The organism is Pseudomonadota bacterium (assembly GCA_018817425.1).
GTDB lineage: Bacteria > Desulfobacterota > Desulfobacteria > Desulfobacterales > RPRI01 > RPRI01.
The window spans coordinates 23,582-40,317 of the sequence record JAHITX010000018.1; the positions used below are offsets into that span (position 1 = coordinate 23,582).

A 16,736-nucleotide genomic window follows, 5' to 3' on the forward strand; every position below is an offset into this window, starting at 1 on the left:
ACTGATAATAAAATGGATAACTTTAAAATAATACTTTTTTTATGTAACTGGGGTCCTCATGTGGCATTTCAGGATCTACAGGATAAAAGGGCGGATATCCCGGCGGAAATTAAAATGGTCAGGATTCCATGCATCGGAAGAATCAGCAAATCACTGCTGTTTAAACCTTTTGAAATGGGAGCAGACGGCGTATTGCTGATAGGATGCAGCCCAGGTTCCTGCAGGTACGGAAGTGGAACGGACATAGCCTTACGAAACACGGAAGATACAAGACAAATCCTTGAGCTTATAGGTTTGAATAAACAACGTCTTCAGTTAAATACATTTTTACCTGACGAACCTGAGGAATTGCTGCAATTTCTTAAAAATTTCTGTGAAGAAATCAAAGCTATAGGCCCCAGCCCGGTAACTTCCGATAAAGAAGATTTCAAAACGGATCATGCCTCCCTTGCCGAAATTATTTCAGCTCATGATATTTACGCCTGTCAGGATTGCGGGAAATGCACATCCTCCTGCCCGCTTACATTATCGGGAAAACCTTTTTCTCCGCGTGCTATTGCGAGCTCAATCATTGCAGGAAATATCGAATCCGAATCCGTACGGGAAGGGGTCTGGTCATGTCTTACTTGCGGCCTTTGTTACGACAGATGCCCATCGGCAGTCAATTTCCCTGATTTTATTAAAGACCTTCGCATATTTTTAAAACATAAAGATATAAAGGGACATGAATCACACGGCGGTTTTTTTCAATCTTTGATGCGCACAATGACTTCACCGGCAGTAAATACCAAAAGATGGGAAAATCTTCCGGAAGATATCCGGATAGACCCCAAAAGTACTACTCTTTTTTTTGGCGGTTGTGCACCTTATTTTGATAAGTTTTTCAAAAACAGTCTTGGCGTCAATGTCTTAAATATCAATATGGATAGCATTCGTCTTTTGAATTTCTTTGATATAGTACCTTCAGTGTTACCAAACGAGAGATGCTGCGGCCATGATCTTTTATGGACAGGAGATATAGATAATTTCAAATCCCTCGGCAAGTTAAATGTTGACGCTATTAATAATCTTGGCATTGAACAAGTAATAACAAGCTGCCCTGAATGCTATCGCACTTTATCTTACGACTATCCCAAAAATGGAATTGATATACCTTTCAAAGTAACGCACATGTATGATTTTCTTGAAACGGAAATCAGCAAAGGAGCCGTTGATTTCAAGGAAACAGGCAAAAAAATAACATTTCAGGATTCATGCCGTTTAAGCAGGTTTGCAGATCATGCGGATCTTCCCAGAAAACTTTTACAACGTCTTAAGCCAGATAGCTTCACTGAAATGCATGAAACGGGAACTGCCGCCATATGCTGCGGCAATACCGGCTGGACAGGCTGTGATTCGCACAGTAAAGCTCTTCAGGTAAAAAGGTTGAGGCAGGCCAGGGCAACCGGCAGCAACCTGCTTATAACATCATGTCCTAAATGCCAGATTCACCTCAAATGTGCAATGCAAGACCCTTTTTGCGGTGATGAACTGAGCATGGAGGCCATGGATCTGACCAACATTATTGCCAAAACTATTTACTGGAAGTAATGTTTATACTGCCGGATGCTTATATGAAGTATTGAAGTAATTCGATTTAAACATAAGGATTTAAGATGAAAGCACAAACTCTTTCAGAATCATTGGCCCAAAAACCTTCGGCGCGTATTGGAGTTTATATCTGCCACTGCGGTTTAAATATCGCACAGACAGTTAACTGCGAAGAGGTAGCTCAAGTTGCTTCAGAGCTTGATAATGTTATTTTATCAAAAGATCTGGGCTATGCATGCTCGGAACCGGGCCAGCATGAAATTAAAAAAGACATCATCGAACATGGCCTTGACCGTATTGTTATCGGCTCTTGCTCACCAAGACTCCATGAGCCTACGTTTCGCCAGATGATGCATGATGCCGGGCTGAACCCCTTTCTTCTGGAAATGGCCAATCTCCGCGAACAATGCAGCTGGGTTCATATGAAAGAACCTGATGCAGCTACAAACAAGGCCATAGACCTTGTCAAAATGTCGGTTTCCCGTGTCCGCGGACTTTTTCCTTTGTATGAAGAAACATTGCCTCTTACAAAGCGCACCCTGATTATAGGAGGAGGCATCGCCGGTATTCAGGCAGCGCTTGATCTGGCTGATAATGGATACGATGTTGTGCTTGTTGAAAAAAAGCCGTCTATCGGCGGCACAATGGCTCAACTTGACAAGACGTTTCCCACAATGGACTGTTCCATCTGAATCCTCGGTCCCAAGATGACGGATGCCGGTCGGCATCCACGCATAAAACTTCTTACTATGAGTGAAGTTGTCGATGTTAAAGGCTATGTCGGAAACTTTGATGTAAAAATCTTAAAACGCGCCCGCTATGTAGATGAAAAAGAATGCACAGCCTGCGGAGATTGCGTAAAAGTCTGCCCGGTAGTGCGCCCGGATGAATTCAATATGGGCTTGTCTTCACGAAAAGCTATCTATTCTCCTTTTCCACAGGCAGTTCCTTCAGCGTATGCAATTAATGTAAATGAATGCCTGGGCCATAATCCTGCGGTTTGTTCCAAATGTGTTGATGCATGCGAAAAGAAATGCATCAATTTTCATATGTCAGATGAGGAACTTACCGAAAGTGTAGGCTCCATTATTGTCGCTACAGGGCTTGAGCCCTATGATCCCACGGAACTTGACGAATACGGATACACACGGTTTGAAAACGTAGTCACCAGTCTTGAGCTTGAACGCATAATAAATGCAGGCGGCCCTGCCAAGGGAGAGCTTATAAGCCCCAAAAACAAAAAACTCCCGAAATCCATAGGATTCATTCAGTGTGTTGGATCACGTTCCGCACGAAAAGGAAGCAGCTATTGTTCAAATATCTGCTGCATGAATACTATTAAAAGCACACTGGCAATTAAAGAACATTATCCTGATATTGATATAAAAGTATTTTACATTGATATACGCGCTTTCGGGAAAGGATTTGAAGATTTATATATAAGAAGCCGAAGGCTTGGTGTTCAGTACCTAAGAGGTCTGCCAGGCACTGTTGAAGAACGCCCCGATGGCGGCTTACATGTTGCAGTTGAAAACACGGCAAGCGGAAAACTGGAATTTCATGATCTGGATATGCTTGTACTGGCAGTGGGCATACAGCCCGCCAGAAGCACTCAGAAAATTCAGGAAATGCTCGGTCTTCAGTTATCACCCGATGGTTTTTTCCTGGAAGCGCATCCCAAGCTTTTGCCGGTAGATGCCGCCACACGCGGAGTTTTTTATGCTGGATGCGCCGAATCGCCTAAAGACATAAAGGAATCCGTAACCCAGGCTTCTGCCGCTGCAGCACGGGCAATACGACTTATGCATAAAGGCACCATAACCACGGAACCAATAACATCTGAGATAATAGAAGAACATTGTAAAGCCTGCGGGAAATGCGCACAAGTATGCCCTTATAATGCCATTACTGTCGATATAAAGAAAAAGACCCCGGCGGTTGTAAATTCAGCAGCCTGCGCCGGGTGCGGCACATGCGCGGCCGAATGTACTTTCGGGGCAATCATTATGAACCATTTTACCGATGAGCAGATTACAAGCCAAATCGATGTAATGCTTGATCTAAAACCCCAAGAAAAAATTCTTACTTTCGCCTGCAACTGGTGTTCTTATGCAGGTGCGGACTACGCAGGCGTTTCGCGCCTTCAGTATCCGCCTAACAGCCGACTTATTCGCACAATGTGTTCGGGAAGAGTTGATGAGAAATTTATATGGAGGGGATTTGAACAAGGAGCGCCTATTATATTGGTAAGCGGATGCCATATAGGAGACTGTCACTATATAGACGCTAATCACTGGACAGTTAAACGGGTTGAAAAAGTCCACAAAAAAATGGAAAAAATCGGCATAAGAAAAGAACGCCTTCAGCTTGAATGGATCAGCGCTGCAGAAGGCATTCGCTTTGCCGATATTATGAAAAAAATGGAAACACTAAGACGCAGTGTTTCTCAGGAAGAAATTGAAAAAACCATAGAAATATTGAAGAATAAAAACAAGGATGATTAACAGTAACTACTAATGGTTATTAGGTTCACGGTTCAGGGTTCACGGTTCAAAGCTCATGGTTGGTTGCATTAAGCCTTTCTTAGCTCCTTAACCGTGAACTGTGAACATTCGAACCTTGAACCCGTCTATCTACCTGAAAGAAGAATCTAATTATTTTTTATATTTTTCTGGTCTTTGCCGTCAATTTTCACAAAAACAAAAGAAAGGCCGCCACCCAAAGCCATCATTATATAAACACCCGCCACACCTATCAGTATATTAAATATAATTAAACCTGTCAGTTTAAGATCATCTCTGAAAGGCACCAACATTGTAATAGCGACATTAACAGCATTTATTATGCAAATAGCAATTGCAACTTTATTAATATGCTTCCACCTGTTATCTTTTATCATACATGCTGAAATACAAAATGCAATGGTTCCCACAAAAATGCTCCAGGCGTCAATCACATATCTTGAGGGCTCGGGGCCAAAAACAACAGGCACAGCCAAAAAACCTATAATAGCTATTACTATAAACATGATGGTATCCCTGACAACGGCAGCCCATCCTTTCAATTTTATCATATAAAACGACATGTATAACCTTTCATAGTGTTATTCTAAGGGTTCGGGGATTCGAGGATTCAAGGGTTCAAGTGTTTATTTTCCAATGATTTTATCAGAGCTTTCAGCATTCCCCTCGAATCCTTGAACCCTTTCTTCTTTTTATCTTGAATAATAAACAGTCAGCGTCGCTTTTGCCAGGGCATGCTGGTTTAAATAAAAGCCTACCATTGCTCCTGAAGCATTGGCATCAAGCGGCAGTTTTTCAATATCTACCGCAAATACGGTAAAATAATATCTATGCGGTTTATCGCCTGCAGGAGGGCATGCACCTCCATATCCTGGCTTGCCGTAGTCTGTAATACTTTGTATGCTACCGGCAGGAACCAAGTTTGATGCCGGATCTCCGGCGTTTTCCTTAAGATTATCAACTGTCGCAGGTATATTAAAAATAACCCAGTGCCACCAACCGCTTCCTGTAGGGGCATCAGGATCATATACTGTTACTGCAAAACTTTTTGTATCAGCCGGAGCGCCTTTCCAGTTTAATACAGGTGAAATATTTTTTCCGGTACAACCAAAACCTAAAAGCACCTGTTCTATAGCAAGATTTTTACCGGACTCAAGCTGAGGGCTGCTTAACATAAAATCCTGAGCAAAAGAAATACTTGCAATCATGACAGTAAACATAAATGTCAAAATCAGTTTTCTTACCATTTTCTTAGTCCTTTCCAGTTCTGTCATTTACTTATTCCCTTGAACCCTAAAGTGCTACCAGATTCTGCCGATACAGGGTAACCGTATTGGGGAATAATATGACCAATCCAATTTTATCAAGTTAATCAACACAAATTCTACCATAAAGAAAAGAGCCCCCATTTAAAAATTCCCCCTTAATAAAGGGGGCCAGGGGCTCGTTATGTTCTGAAGTTTATTGATAGAACTTTCAATTGCACCTTACACAAACTTGTTATTACAACCCCCTTATATCCCCCTTTTCTAAGGGGGAATTTGAAGGAATTACTCCTCCATAATTCACTATTTACTCCTCTTGGTTTATCTGTGTTGTTTTAGATAAATTCCGAATACGCCTGCTCTGTCAGCCTATAGTACTTGATTTAATTTTTCCAACAGGTGCAAGATATATGGCAAATTCATCCGTTCCGTCAACACCTAAAAGGCTATCCAATTCTTCCTGATCATAAGCTCCTATGGCACAGGTTCCTGCATTTATGGCTTCACAGGCAAGATAAAGATTCTGGCAAACATGGCCGGCATCCAACAAAATAACCCTGTGAGCCGCCAGGTAGTATCTCCACTCCATTCGGTATGGTATGGTAGTCCATACAAATGTAACAGCCCCCCTTGCTACATAATTTTGCCCGAAGCAGGCATGGGTGAGTTGTTGTTCCATATCTTCTATTCCGTCAAGAAACAAAAGCTCGTTTTCAACAGGAAGATAACGATAAAGTCCTTTTTTCACACCTTCAATATTCATTATAAAAAGATACGTCTCGAAACTATGGCGTGCTCCGGCAGAAGGTACTGTACGAAATGAAGGATTCGAGCCATCGGATTTTCTTATCCCCTGTGTAGCCCAAAGCAAAAAAGACAGCTCTTCAATACTCAATTCTTCAGAAGAATAATTTCGCCTGCTTTTCCTGGCAGATATCGCAGAAACCAGTTCTTTCTTTTTTATCTTCTCCGGCCATTGGTCAAAAGCTTTTAATGGAATGCGAACAGATTCGGTATTAAAAGGCTTTTCCACAGGCGGGGCAGGTATTCCCTGACTCTGATCCGTATTTCTGAAATTAATAGACTTTCTTATAGTATCTTTCAAAAAATATCTATACTGTTCTATTGAATTCATATGAATATATCCATCAAATCAGCTTTTGATTACACATTTCCATCCGCTTCTGGGTGGTTTATGCGGTTTAAAAGATGCCCCTTCTATTGAAAGCAACTTTGATTTAGTATCAAGTCCTCCGTAAGCTGAGAATCCTCCAAGCTTTCCGCCCGCAGCCAGAACCCTATGACAGGGAATAATAAGTATGATTGGATTTCGACCAAGTGCCTGTCCTACGGCACGGGAGGCAGCAGGACATCTTAAGGCCTTTGCAAGTTCGCCATATGTTGCCGTTTTTCCTGCCGGAATTTTTCTGGTAGCTCCAAATACCTTTTGCGCAAAGGAACTTGCTATTGGAAATTCAACGACAACGTCCCGAAAATCCTGCAATTCACCATCAAGATGCCTGCACACTTTTCTGATAACTTTGGTAATTGTAAGAGGAGGCAAACTTGATTTGCGCGCACAGGATTTTTCAACTATTTTGCATTCCGTCAACTTTCTTGTTGCTTCAGGAAGATGAAGGCAAGTAACAGCAGGAATACTTGAAGGATCATCATCTTCAACCCAGGAAATTCCGCACGGGCCAAGCGATGTATCAAAAATACTATATGCTGACAGCTTCATTGGGATACCTCCTCACGTTGATTAAATATGACCGTTTTATATTTCATAAACCAAGCAAATATAATATTAGTTCATTCTAGCTCTCAATACCTTTTCTTGCCTGAATTCCATGCTGATAGTAATGCTTGATTTCAACCATCTCCGTTACCAGATCAGCTTCGGCTATAATACGCGGATCGGCTTTCCTTCCTGTGATTACAAGCTCAACATCAGCAGGTTTTTCATGAATAAATTTCAAAAGATCATCAACGGAAAAAAGCTTGAAATAGGTAGCAATATTGGCTTCATCAAGTATAATCAGGTTATAAATGCCGCCTGTCATGATATCACGAGCTTCCTTCAGCCCTTCACGGGCAAGCCTTATATCTTCTTTATCGGGCGCTTGGTTGATAAAACAATCACGTCCATACTGCTTTAACACTATATTATCGGAAATAGTTTTCAGCGAACTCAATTCGCTATATTCCATTCCTTTTACAAATTGAGCGATATATACCTTTAGGCCCGCACCGGCCGCCCGAAGCGCCAAACCAATGGCTGCTGTAGTTTTTCCCTTGCCGTCTCCGGTATATACCTGAACATATCCCTTCATATTGATGCCTCATTTTTTAATTATATTTGACCCGGCAAACAACCATCATATAAAATCCACTTTGTTTTCCGGCTGTTTCATGGCATATTATTTCGATGATTGATTTAATATATCATAAATATTGACAGATGTAACTATTTTCATCATCCGTTGATATCGGGTCTTACCAAAAATGCTGAGCATTTATACCGGATTTAACATAAATTAATAATTAAAGGAGCAAACGTTTGAAAATCACAAAAGATATCAATTTGTACATCCTGGGTGCAGGCAAAGTGGGCATGAGTATTGTTCAGGCATTTGCACAAAAAGATTTTAAGGTTACAGCTATTGATATATCGGAAAACAATCTAAAAGCCGGTTTGGACAAAATACAAAATAACCTGGATCATTTGATCGGCAAAGGCAAATTTGAAAAGGATCAAAAAGAACTTATTCTGGGAAGAATAAACCAAAGCACAAACTTTGATGATCTTTCAAATGCCGATGTAGTAATAGAAGCTGTGTTTGAAGATATTGATCTTAAGAAAAATCTTTTTAAACAAATTGATAACTGTGTCATTTCCAAAGAAGCATTATTGCTTACAAATACATCTTCACTTTCAATATCAGCTATTGCATCAGCAACAAAAAGACCAGGTTCTGTTGCCGGGATGCATTTTTTCAACCCCGTTCCTGCAATGAAACTGGTTGAAATAGTAAGGGGTGTCGAGACATCAGATGATACTGTAGAGAAGATCAAAGAGCTTGCCGGACTTTTGAATAAAACAGCAATTATTTCAAAAGACAGCCCGGGTTTTATTGTAAACAGGCTGCTTAACGCACTGTTTGTAGAGGCATGCAGAATTGTAGAAGAAGGAGTTGGCACACCATGCGATATTGATACCGGCTTAAAACTTGGACTGGGCCATCCCAATGGGCCTTTTGAGTTAATTGATAATCTGGATGCTATCCCTTTAATAATAGAGGTATGTGAACATATGTCGCAAGAACTGGGTTCCCGCTTTAAACCGCCGGTCTGGATAAAAAATTATGAAAAGGCGGGAAGAACAGGTAAGAGCAGCGGGAAAGGGATATATAAGTACTAGGCAGCTTGCATTCTTTATTAATGAAAGAGGAGCCAGTATTTCTATTGTGATATTTCTTATACTACAATTTCACTTCTTCTTATGTTGATACTAAAAATTAGCAGTAAAAAAGGGGTCTACTGTGGTTGGGTTTTTAAAATAGGCTGATGGGCTCAATCCAGTGAAATGTTTAAAATCCATAATCATATGTGCCTGATCATAATAACCGGAATCCAGCGCTGTTTCCAGCCAGGAGCCTTCAGGGTTTTGAATTTTTCTTGAAAGGGCATTTTTAAATCTAAGATTCCGGCACAACTGCTTTGGAGACAGACCGACTCTTTCTTTAAACTTTCGCTCCAGGTGGCGGCAGCTGACACCGACTGTTTTTGCAAGGTAATCTATAGTTATAAATCCTTTGTACAATTCAATTGCTAGAATAGCCGCAGAAACACTATCATCTTTCCGGTTGTTTTGCTTTAGCTGATGCAAAAAAAAGCGATCAAGATATTCAACCCGATCTTTCGATGTCAGGCATGTATTGAAAAAACATTCCACCAAACTTGCGCCTTTTGTGCCCCACAATTCTTGTGTATCTGCAAGGCAATTGGTTAGTTCATGGGCGGGATAAGGGAAAAACGGGTATGCGCCACCGGGACGAAAGCACACTCCGAAGATTTCAATCCGGCCATTTGCCCGCATCTTCATAGGCTTTGTCAACGGCCCGGAAATCGAAACGCTTTCAACTGTTTTCCCTATTGAATCTCCCATAGCAATCTCGATCGGATCTCCCAGGTTGAAAGAAAGTTCTATTCCTTCAGTCAAAAATTGTTGGGAAGCATCCGATTGGGAAACATCCTGGGATGAACCACATGGAACCCTTAGCAACCAATAATAGCGGATGAATGTATCAAGGGCTTTATGAGGTTTAAAAATATCAAAATACATACTGCTTTTCTTTTCCCTTTTTTTAAAAATATTTGGCTGCGATCATGAAGATTTTTGGGTATTTTTCCACATAGTCTTATTTCCCATATTTAACCAGATTGAGCAAATGAATTTGGGCTCGTGTTTGAACAAGAAATATGAATCAAGATTTTTGTTTAATGCTTCATCAATATTATTGTATTCCCGGGGCTTTCCGGCAACCGATTCCGAATACAAAAGCATATCATTTGTTCTATCCCAATCGATTTGCCACGTTACTCCTGCCGGTTTAAAAAATGTCTCATAAGTCATACGATCCAGTGTCGGATCTATGGATACCCAGTTACCATCTATCAGTACATTAGAAAAGCAATGGTAAAACGGATCTGAAAAGAAAACATATAACGGCCCCACGGATGGCTTTGTAAAAGAATTCCGAAGCGGATTTCCCATAAGCTTTGATCGAACTTTTGCAGCCCTTAACAAGGATATCATCAAAAGATTTTTATTATAGCAAGCACCGTATCCTTTTAAAAGAGTTTCAGATGCCTTAACCTGCCAGTGGTCTCCTCCAAAAATAATTGTGTCTCTGACAAAAAGAAAAACTTTTTCGATTAGATCATGTATATCGGTTGAATCACGAAGGAATTTATTTGAAAGCTCTGCAATGGCCGGGTGCGAATAATCACAATAGGTCGTTTCGGCAAGATTATCATTTAGGATTTCATTTCTTTGCAAAATTTCAGTTTTGTTGATATTTTCTGTATTTTCCAACAACATGGCTTCACCTCCTTGGTTTAATTGCATAGGCTGGTTTATGAAAAACTATCTTATGTTATAATTTAACATACAACACCGGCAATATAGAGGAATGTATAACGGTTGTATTGGAAAAATGCGACAAACACGTATTTCAAGTATTTCTTATAGAAATTTTAATATATTTATCTATAACTCTACCCGTTAAATCTGAGGTATCAGCAACACATATTGGATAAAAACACATCAATTTTAAGGAAGCTTTGGGAGCTTATTTAGAGCCTTCACAAACCTTTCCCGGTTAAACGGTTTCTGCTTTTTGAGGACATCAAAAATCTCTGAAGCAACAACACTTCCAATAAGTTTCTTTGCATCTTCTTCTAAATACCCTTCGGATACCAAACGATCAAAAGTTTGCCGTGTCTCAGGCGGTTCATTAGCTTTAAGCTGATTATCCACAACCTCTAAAATTACTGATTGCAAATGAGGATTTTTTTTCATATTTTCTCCTTTCTCGATTTCAGGTTAATCGCTCTCTTCAGCCGCAACATCCGATGTATTTGGGGTTAGCACCCCTTTTGTTTCTGGCGTAATATCACCCAGAAAAAAATGAGACCCCCAACCGTGATAGCAATATCAGCAATATTAAAAATGCCTGTGCGAACTGGACCTATCCCAACATTTAAGAAATCTACTACCAAACCGCCACGAGTCACACGGTCGAACAGGTTGCCAACTCCACCTGCTAAAAGAAGTGCACCACCTAATAACAAGGATGAATGCTGCTGTTTAGATAAAAAAACATAAATCAACACAATGAGCAATAAACAACTAACACCAATTGTGAAAATACCCACCCGCCAAGCCTCCGGCAAAGAGGAACCCATGCTCAGGAATGCACCACGATTATAAACGAGTTGCAACCTTACAGTGTCACATAGATATGACAATGGTTTATCTACTGGCAGAACTGACACGGCTATTGATTTTGTAACTTGATCACAACCGACACAGGAAACTAATACTACTATAATCAAAATGGCTCGTTTTACTATGCTCATAAAATGTATCTTGCTCCAAAGCGCTAATGCCTTTTCATTCAGGTAAATGCCCGCACCTCCACCCCAGTACTTGTATTCCTTTGTGCTTATAGGATTCATCTCCGGCGAAAATCAACGCGGGTGCGCCAGCTTTTTCTCCGGCAAGGGCGCACCATTTATGAAGTCCGGCAAAGGCTTCATGTGTGAGGGTACGACCCGACTTGATCTCAACCGGGATCAGCCGGGTTCCCTGCTCAACAAGGAGATCAACCTCGTTGCCATTGCTGTCCCGCCAGAATGAAAAAACCGGCTTTTCACCTTGGTTTAATTTTGATTTGATCAGCTCCGAAATGATAAATGTCTCAAAAATACTGCCCCGCAAAGGATGGGTTATCATTTGCTCGGTTGTCCGGATTCCCAGAAGCCAGGATACCAGGCCCACATCATAGAAATACAGTTTGGGCATCTTTACCATTCGCTTGTTAAAACTGACGTGATGGGAGCGCAGAAGAAAGATTAAATAACTGGCTTCCAGAACAGATATCCATGATTTTGCAGTATTGTGGGTGATACCGCATTCAGTTGCCAGGGAAGACAGATTCAGCAACTGTCCCGTCCTGCCCGCACATAGCCTGACAAAACGCTGGAACGTTTCCAGATCCTGAATTTTGAGCATTTGCCTGACATCCCGTTCCACATAGGCTGTTACATAAGCGCTGTACCAGGCTGCGGGTGCCAATCCGCGATCATAGATCGGTGGATAGCAGCCGGTTAACATCATGGCATCAATGTCATTCGGTAACTTTTTCGCAAGGGCCAGTTCCGGCACGGAAAAGGGGAGTAATTCCACAAAAGCAGTTCGTCCTGCAAGAGATTGCGTAATGCCGGACATCAGACCGAACTGCTGTGACCCCGTCAATATAAACAAACCCATTCGGCGATCCTTATCCACCAGGGTTTGAAGATAGGACAAGATTTCCGGACACCGCTGCACTTCATCCAGAACTGCGCCATCGGGAAACCGTGCGAGAAAAGAACGGGGGTCTTCATTGGCGGCCTGCCGCAGATCCGGCTCTTCCAGGGACGCATATGGATGATTTTCAAAAACCGCCCTGGCAAGGGTCGCCTTGCCCGACTGACCTGGACCTGTCAGGGTAACAACGGGAAATCCACCCAGCAGGTTGTCAATTTTTTCTTTTACATTTCGATAGATCATGGCAACAGACCAACAGAATTTTATGCAAATTGTCAATTGCTTTTACAAATTGCTTTTTCGCCGGTAACGTTGATTTTTTTTGTGTGCATTTAGCCTATTCGTTTGTTAATTGGTGGTAAGCCGCCATTCTCTGAACACCATACATGAAGATAGACCTCAAACAGTGAAGAAAAATCCTTTGGCATAATATTCAATGCTGAAATATAAATGTCTCCTGCCTTGAATATTCCTTTGTATTCTTCAGGAGCCCATTCTGCCATGGGGCTATTATCAAAACGTGGTCCGTTTTCATTTTCTACTTCGGATGCAGTACCAAACTTTCCATAAATTTCAGCACCGAAATTATCAGATGCCGCCTTTCCGATATATAAAATTTCTTCCTCGATATTTGAAAATATGTATACTCCACTTTTTTTTGAGTATCCAGGGGCAGGGACCTCCTTCCTGAACCATTTTTTAAATGGGGTTTCACATGTTTTCAATTTTTCATAGGTTAGCTCAGAATGAATTGATTTGATAGCTTGGTAAAATTTTTCAACTTGTTTAAATGCTTCTTCTAGTTTCATTGGTTCTCCCCCGCACACAACCGTTATTTTTTTGACCAATAAAAATTATCTTCTTATCTGAATTTATATAATTACAAATAGTGCAATCAATCATAAAAAGGTCCTTCAGCATGCAAGCTGCAACTCTTTATCTTCTCATTTATACTATCAATCATTTGATATTTGCTAAAATACAATTTTTCTAATTCATCGTGTATTATCATTATAGTCTCCATAAAAAGCACTTAACAATGGAATTTATTGAAGTTATTTCATTTGCGTACGACTTGATTTTACTTTATATTTGAATTTTATCATTGTATATCTGACGAAGAGTTTTGCCTTCATAAGTAAACAATTCATATTCATCAATATTATCATCGAATTTCCCACCGAGATATCTTTTTGTAATTAACCGAATTGAATGTAGGCCAGTATAACTTTCATCTGCATATGATAGTAAACCACCCCCATTACCAAGCACTCCTTTCCCAGAACCAATATAAAATTGATCCCCAGTTTCTGAAAAAATAACCAAATCACCTATTTTGATGCCTACGTCTCCGAAATCAATTTTTTCTTTCACATTTTTCTCCTTTTTAGCCCGAAGGGACCTTCTAACGATAAAATCAGCAGGAGCGTAGCGATCGGCTGGCTGTATTGCCTTTGTTATCAGTTGTATCCGAGCCATTGATCCACTACTGATTTAATTTCGGGCAATTGGCTATGTATTTTAGAAGATGAAAAATGGTAAATTTCTTTTATTTTGTTCCCATTGATCATTTTCGTAAATTGGTTCTTTGACCCAACAGCAAAATCTGCCCAGTCAAATAAATCATTACATGGGTATGTCTTTCTAATTCTGACAATATCTTTCAAGACACCCTTTGAGACAAAGATTAGCTTCTTATGGCCACCATCCTTGATTAATTTGTCTATGTAATGCTGATGCTTCAAGGAAACCATCCGGAAAAATTGCTCTATATCTTCAGATTTGTTACCTTCGGTTGGAATGTCGAGAAGTTCTAAGAATGAAATATGTTCGGCGTACCTCTTTGGCTCAAGTCCGAGTTTGCTGAAATTGCGATGAAATGGAACGCCATTTTTATTTTTATTAAAATCTTTCCCTTTTGGATAGCATGACAACATAAAAGGGTGATGACACCCATAATTTTTCCAAAAAGCAACACCATCTTTTTGATATTCACATACGTATTCAAAAAATGGATGATTTGAAATTTCCGGTGAATAATTAGCGTCTGAGCTTAAAAATACAATTGATGCTTTTTCGGGAACTTGCCCTTGGAATGGTTTCTTTTTGAAAAGCTCAACCATTTTATCGCATGTATGTTTCTTGAATTTCATAATTTTTTACTGATAACAAGTTATTGAACAGTTTCTGTTCAATTCCGTTAAATCCCCAACATGTCAATATCAAAATTAAGTTATAATGATAAATATACTTGATATAATTATATTATCAAAATTAATCAATACTCAATTAATGTTCTTAGAAGGAAACTGTTCAATTCCGTTGATGCCTGCTCCAGTTTTCGTTATGACCGGGTTTGCCACAATCCTTTGAAAAATTCCCGAAACAATTTGTACTATCGGCTATAAAGAAGAAAAGTTGGAAACGGAGAAGATTTATGTCTTCGTTAGAATAATTTTTTTTATCTATCGCATTCGACATTTACTGTTTCAGGATTACATTCGCCATTATAACTCCAACAATCTATACGCCCTTCCGTACATAGCCAATCGGTTAAGATTAATTTCTTGCCATCAGATACGCTGACTATAAAACTGTTAGCAGTATTTTTAATCTCTACCGAATGAGGAAGCAGCCTATCATACATCGGCTTATAGCTTTCCTTTAAAAGGTCTTTATACTCCTTTTCCTGTACGAATTCAGGTCGATCTTTGTAGTACTTAACCATAAGAAAATCATTGGCTGTAAGAACAGCAGTCCCTAAGGGCTGATACTTTTCGTCATAATTTAATTGTATACTGCTGCATGAACATATGAAGAGGCTCAATAAAATAAATATTATGATTTTTGGATATCTTTTCATTTCAACTCCAGTATGTTCTTATTTCGGTATCCTGATCAATACCGGTGTCAAGATTCCAGTTTGGAATAATATTGGCGATATTTTCTGTTGAAAAAAGTGACCGCTCTATTTTTGACCAGACGGTTACCAGATTTTTTACAGCATGATCAAATCCTTGTTCACGAAATGAGCCTGTCTGTCCATTTGGCAGTTGAACGCTTGTATAATATTTTTTTACTAGTTCAGGCGAATTCTTTGTGATATCACTGTAAGTGCGATAAATATAATCCAATCCGAAATGCCGGAAAGCTTTTGCGATCGCATTTCCACCTTCGGCTGTGTCTATTTCTTTTACATAAGAATCAATAATTTTTTTTACAGGAAAACTTCCTGCCATTGGACAATTAACTTCTGCATGTGCAGCCCAAAAAAAAGCCACTTTATCAAATGAGGGATGCTTGATACATACTTTTAAAACATCTGAATATTCGGCAGCATACAATTCAAGATTCATAACTTCTTTTAAGATCATCACATCCTGAATCATTTCACATTGCCTATGATTGTTCCGTGTATCTTTATCAGTATATGGCCCGACAATACTTTCGACAATAGGATGAATTGTGGCATCTGCTACAAGATGACCGACAAAACCCAATAGCCAGGCCATTTGATAATTCCATATTTTCCCTTTTGTCTTTGCTGCACTCAATGAATGAAGAGCATTTTTTACAATTCCGTTTGTCTTATGATAGTGCATTATATCAGCCCAGGCAAAACCTCCCATAGCAAGATGCGCCAGGTAAGGTATATCCGGGCTCACGCTGCCTAATGTTAGAAAATTTTTATTTTCGCGAAGTATTTTCCCGAATTTTTGATCAACGGCAAATGACTTGATAGCACTTGCCACAATCGCCATATGAGTATATGCGCCAGCCATATTAACCTCTTCTTCTTATTTTCTAAACGAATAGCATTTATTCTTCATCTTCTTCATCATAGTCCGGGTATTGTAGCGGAGATTCACCAACCGACTTAATCAGCTTAAGATGTTTTTTCTTCGAATTCGTTTCATCAATATTTTGAACTCGAATTCGATGCCACCAATCATCCCCAAAATCGAAGAGGTAGTGAAAGACATCATTTTCACTCAACCCAATATCGCCAATTCGGGTCTTTGCTGCAGATTTCCTCTGTTTCCCGAAACCCATTATATCCTCAACATTCTGCGGATGAGTTATTTCCGGAGCATCATATATGCTTCCCATATTCTTTGTATCGAGCGGTGGTCGGGATTGTATGAACAGCAAAAATTGTTTTTTAAGTGGGTAAGCTGCTTATTCAAGCTGCTGTCTCTCTCTTGGGAAATGTCGCCCAATAAACCATATCCGGTGTTTTCTTGTCAAGACTTTGATGCCGCC

19 protein-coding genes are annotated in these 16,736 nt (G+C 40.0%); 3 read left to right on the forward strand and 16 right to left on the reverse strand.

Features of this window, described 5'->3' with window-relative positions; translation table 11 throughout:
* Positions 1–12 precede the first annotated feature (12 nt).
* Together KKC46_04270 and KKC46_04275 are read left to right on the forward strand one after the other, a co-directional pair.
* The gene (locus tag KKC46_04270) at positions 13–1,590 is read left to right on the forward strand and encodes a hydrogenase iron-sulfur subunit (protein ID MBU1053030.1); all 1,578 of its coding nucleotides are present in this window, start codon (positions 13–15) and stop codon (positions 1,588–1,590) included.
* A gap of 65 nt (positions 1,591–1,655) precedes the next feature.
* Complete coding sequence (locus KKC46_04275) at positions 1,656–4,094, forward strand: hydrogenase iron-sulfur subunit (protein ID MBU1053031.1); 2,439 nt, start codon at positions 1,656–1,658, stop codon at positions 4,092–4,094.
* A 146-nt stretch (positions 4,095–4,240) separates the two neighbouring features.
* Here KKC46_04275 and KKC46_04280 read toward each other — a convergent pair whose 3' ends face one another.
* From KKC46_04280 to KKC46_04300, 5 genes are all read right to left on the reverse strand, one after another.
* Positions 4,241–4,663, reverse strand: coding sequence for a hypothetical protein (locus tag KKC46_04280; GenBank protein ID MBU1053032.1), 423 nt, complete (start codon positions 4,661–4,663; stop codon positions 4,241–4,243).
* A 141-nt stretch (positions 4,664–4,804) separates the two neighbouring features.
* Positions 4,805–5,359: a YbhB/YbcL family Raf kinase inhibitor-like protein gene (locus KKC46_04285; protein MBU1053033.1), complete on the reverse strand. Its 555-nt coding sequence runs from the start codon at positions 5,357–5,359 to the stop codon at positions 4,805–4,807.
* Positions 5,360–5,741: 382 nt separating this feature from the next.
* On the reverse strand, positions 5,742–6,512 hold the full coding sequence (locus KKC46_04290) for a SagB/ThcOx family dehydrogenase (protein ID MBU1053034.1): 771 nt from the start codon (positions 6,510–6,512) through the stop codon (positions 5,742–5,744).
* An 18-nt stretch (positions 6,513–6,530) separates the two neighbouring features.
* Positions 6,531–7,118 carry a methylated-DNA--[protein]-cysteine S-methyltransferase gene (locus KKC46_04295; GenBank protein ID MBU1053035.1) on the reverse strand — a complete coding sequence of 196 codons (588 nt, stop codon included), beginning with the start codon at positions 7,116–7,118 and terminating at the stop codon, positions 6,531–6,533.
* Positions 7,119–7,194: 76 nt separating this feature from the next.
* A complete protein-coding gene (locus KKC46_04300) occupies positions 7,195–7,710 on the reverse strand; it encodes a cob(I)yrinic acid a,c-diamide adenosyltransferase (protein MBU1053036.1) in 516 nt (171 codons plus the stop codon).
* Positions 7,711–7,937: 227 nt separating this feature from the next.
* Here KKC46_04300 and KKC46_04305 point away from each other — a divergent pair, with 227 nt between their 5' ends.
* Positions 7,938–8,798 carry a 3-hydroxyacyl-CoA dehydrogenase family protein gene (locus KKC46_04305; GenBank protein MBU1053037.1) on the forward strand — a complete coding sequence of 287 codons (861 nt, stop codon included), beginning with the start codon at positions 7,938–7,940 and terminating at the stop codon, positions 8,796–8,798.
* A gap of 90 nt (positions 8,799–8,888) precedes the next feature.
* On the opposite strand, the gene KKC46_04310 is transcribed toward KKC46_04305, so the two are convergent.
* The 11 genes from KKC46_04310 to KKC46_04360 form a co-directional block, all read right to left on the reverse strand.
* Complete coding sequence (locus tag KKC46_04310) at positions 8,889–9,722, reverse strand: helix-turn-helix domain-containing protein (protein ID MBU1053038.1); 834 nt, start codon at positions 9,720–9,722, stop codon at positions 8,889–8,891.
* Positions 9,723–9,764: 42 nt separating this feature from the next.
* Entirely contained in the window at positions 9,765–10,481 is a 717-nt protein-coding gene (locus tag KKC46_04315; GenBank protein MBU1053039.1) for a transglutaminase family protein, read from the reverse strand.
* A gap of 231 nt (positions 10,482–10,712) precedes the next feature.
* Entirely contained in the window at positions 10,713–10,961 is a 249-nt protein-coding gene (locus KKC46_04320) for a hypothetical protein (GenBank protein MBU1053040.1), read from the reverse strand.
* A 65-nt stretch (positions 10,962–11,026) separates the two neighbouring features.
* Entirely contained in the window at positions 11,027–11,521 is a 495-nt protein-coding gene (gene lspA, locus KKC46_04325; GenBank protein MBU1053041.1) for a signal peptidase II, read from the reverse strand.
* Positions 11,522–11,555: 34 nt separating this feature from the next.
* Positions 11,556–12,716 (reverse strand): ATP-binding protein, encoded by a 1,161-nt coding sequence (locus tag KKC46_04330; protein MBU1053042.1) that lies wholly within the window; start codon positions 12,714–12,716, stop codon positions 11,556–11,558.
* A gap of 89 nt (positions 12,717–12,805) precedes the next feature.
* Complete coding sequence (locus tag KKC46_04335) at positions 12,806–13,282, reverse strand: hypothetical protein (protein MBU1053043.1); 477 nt, start codon at positions 13,280–13,282, stop codon at positions 12,806–12,808.
* A 277-nt stretch (positions 13,283–13,559) separates the two neighbouring features.
* The gene (locus KKC46_04340) at positions 13,560–13,847 is read right to left on the reverse strand and encodes a hypothetical protein (GenBank protein ID MBU1053044.1); all 288 of its coding nucleotides are present in this window, start codon (positions 13,845–13,847) and stop codon (positions 13,560–13,562) included.
* 86 nt (positions 13,848–13,933) lie between these two features.
* On the reverse strand, positions 13,934–14,626 hold the full coding sequence (locus tag KKC46_04345) for a hypothetical protein (protein MBU1053045.1): 693 nt from the start codon (positions 14,624–14,626) through the stop codon (positions 13,934–13,936).
* Positions 14,627–14,934: 308 nt separating this feature from the next.
* Positions 14,935–15,336 (reverse strand): hypothetical protein, encoded by a 402-nt coding sequence (locus KKC46_04350; GenBank protein ID MBU1053046.1) that lies wholly within the window; start codon positions 15,334–15,336, stop codon positions 14,935–14,937.
* A gap of 1 nt (position 15,337) precedes the next feature.
* On the reverse strand, positions 15,338–16,255 hold the full coding sequence (locus KKC46_04355; GenBank protein ID MBU1053047.1) for a zinc dependent phospholipase C family protein: 918 nt from the start codon (positions 16,253–16,255) through the stop codon (positions 15,338–15,340).
* Between the two features lie 37 nt (positions 16,256–16,292).
* Entirely contained in the window at positions 16,293–16,583 is a 291-nt protein-coding gene (locus KKC46_04360; GenBank protein ID MBU1053048.1) for a plasmid pRiA4b ORF-3 family protein, read from the reverse strand.
* Positions 16,584–16,736 lie beyond the last annotated feature (153 nt).

Coding starts and splice junctions, on each gene's coding strand:
- KKC46_04315 (MBU1053039.1), bottom strand. CDS start 10,481: ATGTTGTTGGAAAATACAGAAAATATCAACAAAACTGAAATTTTGCAA.
- KKC46_04355 (MBU1053047.1), bottom strand. CDS start 16,255: ATGGCTGGCGCATATACTCATATGGCGATTGTGGCAAGTGCTATCAAG.
- lspA (MBU1053041.1), bottom strand. CDS start 11,521: ATGAGCATAGTAAAACGAGCCATTTTGATTATAGTAGTATTAGTTTCC.
- KKC46_04310 (MBU1053038.1), bottom strand. CDS start 9,722: ATGTATTTTGATATTTTTAAACCTCATAAAGCCCTTGATACATTCATC.
- KKC46_04290 (MBU1053034.1), bottom strand. CDS start 6,512: ATGAATTCAATAGAACAGTATAGATATTTTTTGAAAGATACTATAAGA.
- KKC46_04320 (MBU1053040.1), bottom strand. CDS start 10,961: ATGAAAAAAAATCCTCATTTGCAATCAGTAATTTTAGAGGTTGTGGAT.
- KKC46_04300 (MBU1053036.1), bottom strand. CDS start 7,710: ATGAAGGGATATGTTCAGGTATATACCGGAGACGGCAAGGGAAAAACT.
- KKC46_04295 (MBU1053035.1), bottom strand. CDS start 7,118: ATGAAGCTGTCAGCATATAGTATTTTTGATACATCGCTTGGCCCGTGC.
- KKC46_04335 (MBU1053043.1), bottom strand. CDS start 13,282: ATGAAACTAGAAGAAGCATTTAAACAAGTTGAAAAATTTTACCAAGCT.
- KKC46_04350 (MBU1053046.1), bottom strand. CDS start 15,336: ATGAAAAGATATCCAAAAATCATAATATTTATTTTATTGAGCCTCTTC.
- KKC46_04345 (MBU1053045.1), bottom strand. CDS start 14,626: ATGAAATTCAAGAAACATACATGCGATAAAATGGTTGAGCTTTTCAAA.
- KKC46_04285 (MBU1053033.1), bottom strand. CDS start 5,359: ATGGTAAGAAAACTGATTTTGACATTTATGTTTACTGTCATGATTGCA.
- KKC46_04270 (MBU1053030.1), top strand. CDS start 13: ATGGATAACTTTAAAATAATACTTTTTTTATGTAACTGGGGTCCTCAT.
- KKC46_04360 (MBU1053048.1), bottom strand. CDS start 16,583: ATGGGAAGCATATATGATGCTCCGGAAATAACTCATCCGCAGAATGTT.
- KKC46_04330 (MBU1053042.1), bottom strand. CDS start 12,716: ATGATCTATCGAAATGTAAAAGAAAAAATTGACAACCTGCTGGGTGGA.
- KKC46_04280 (MBU1053032.1), bottom strand. CDS start 4,663: ATGATAAAATTGAAAGGATGGGCTGCCGTTGTCAGGGATACCATCATG.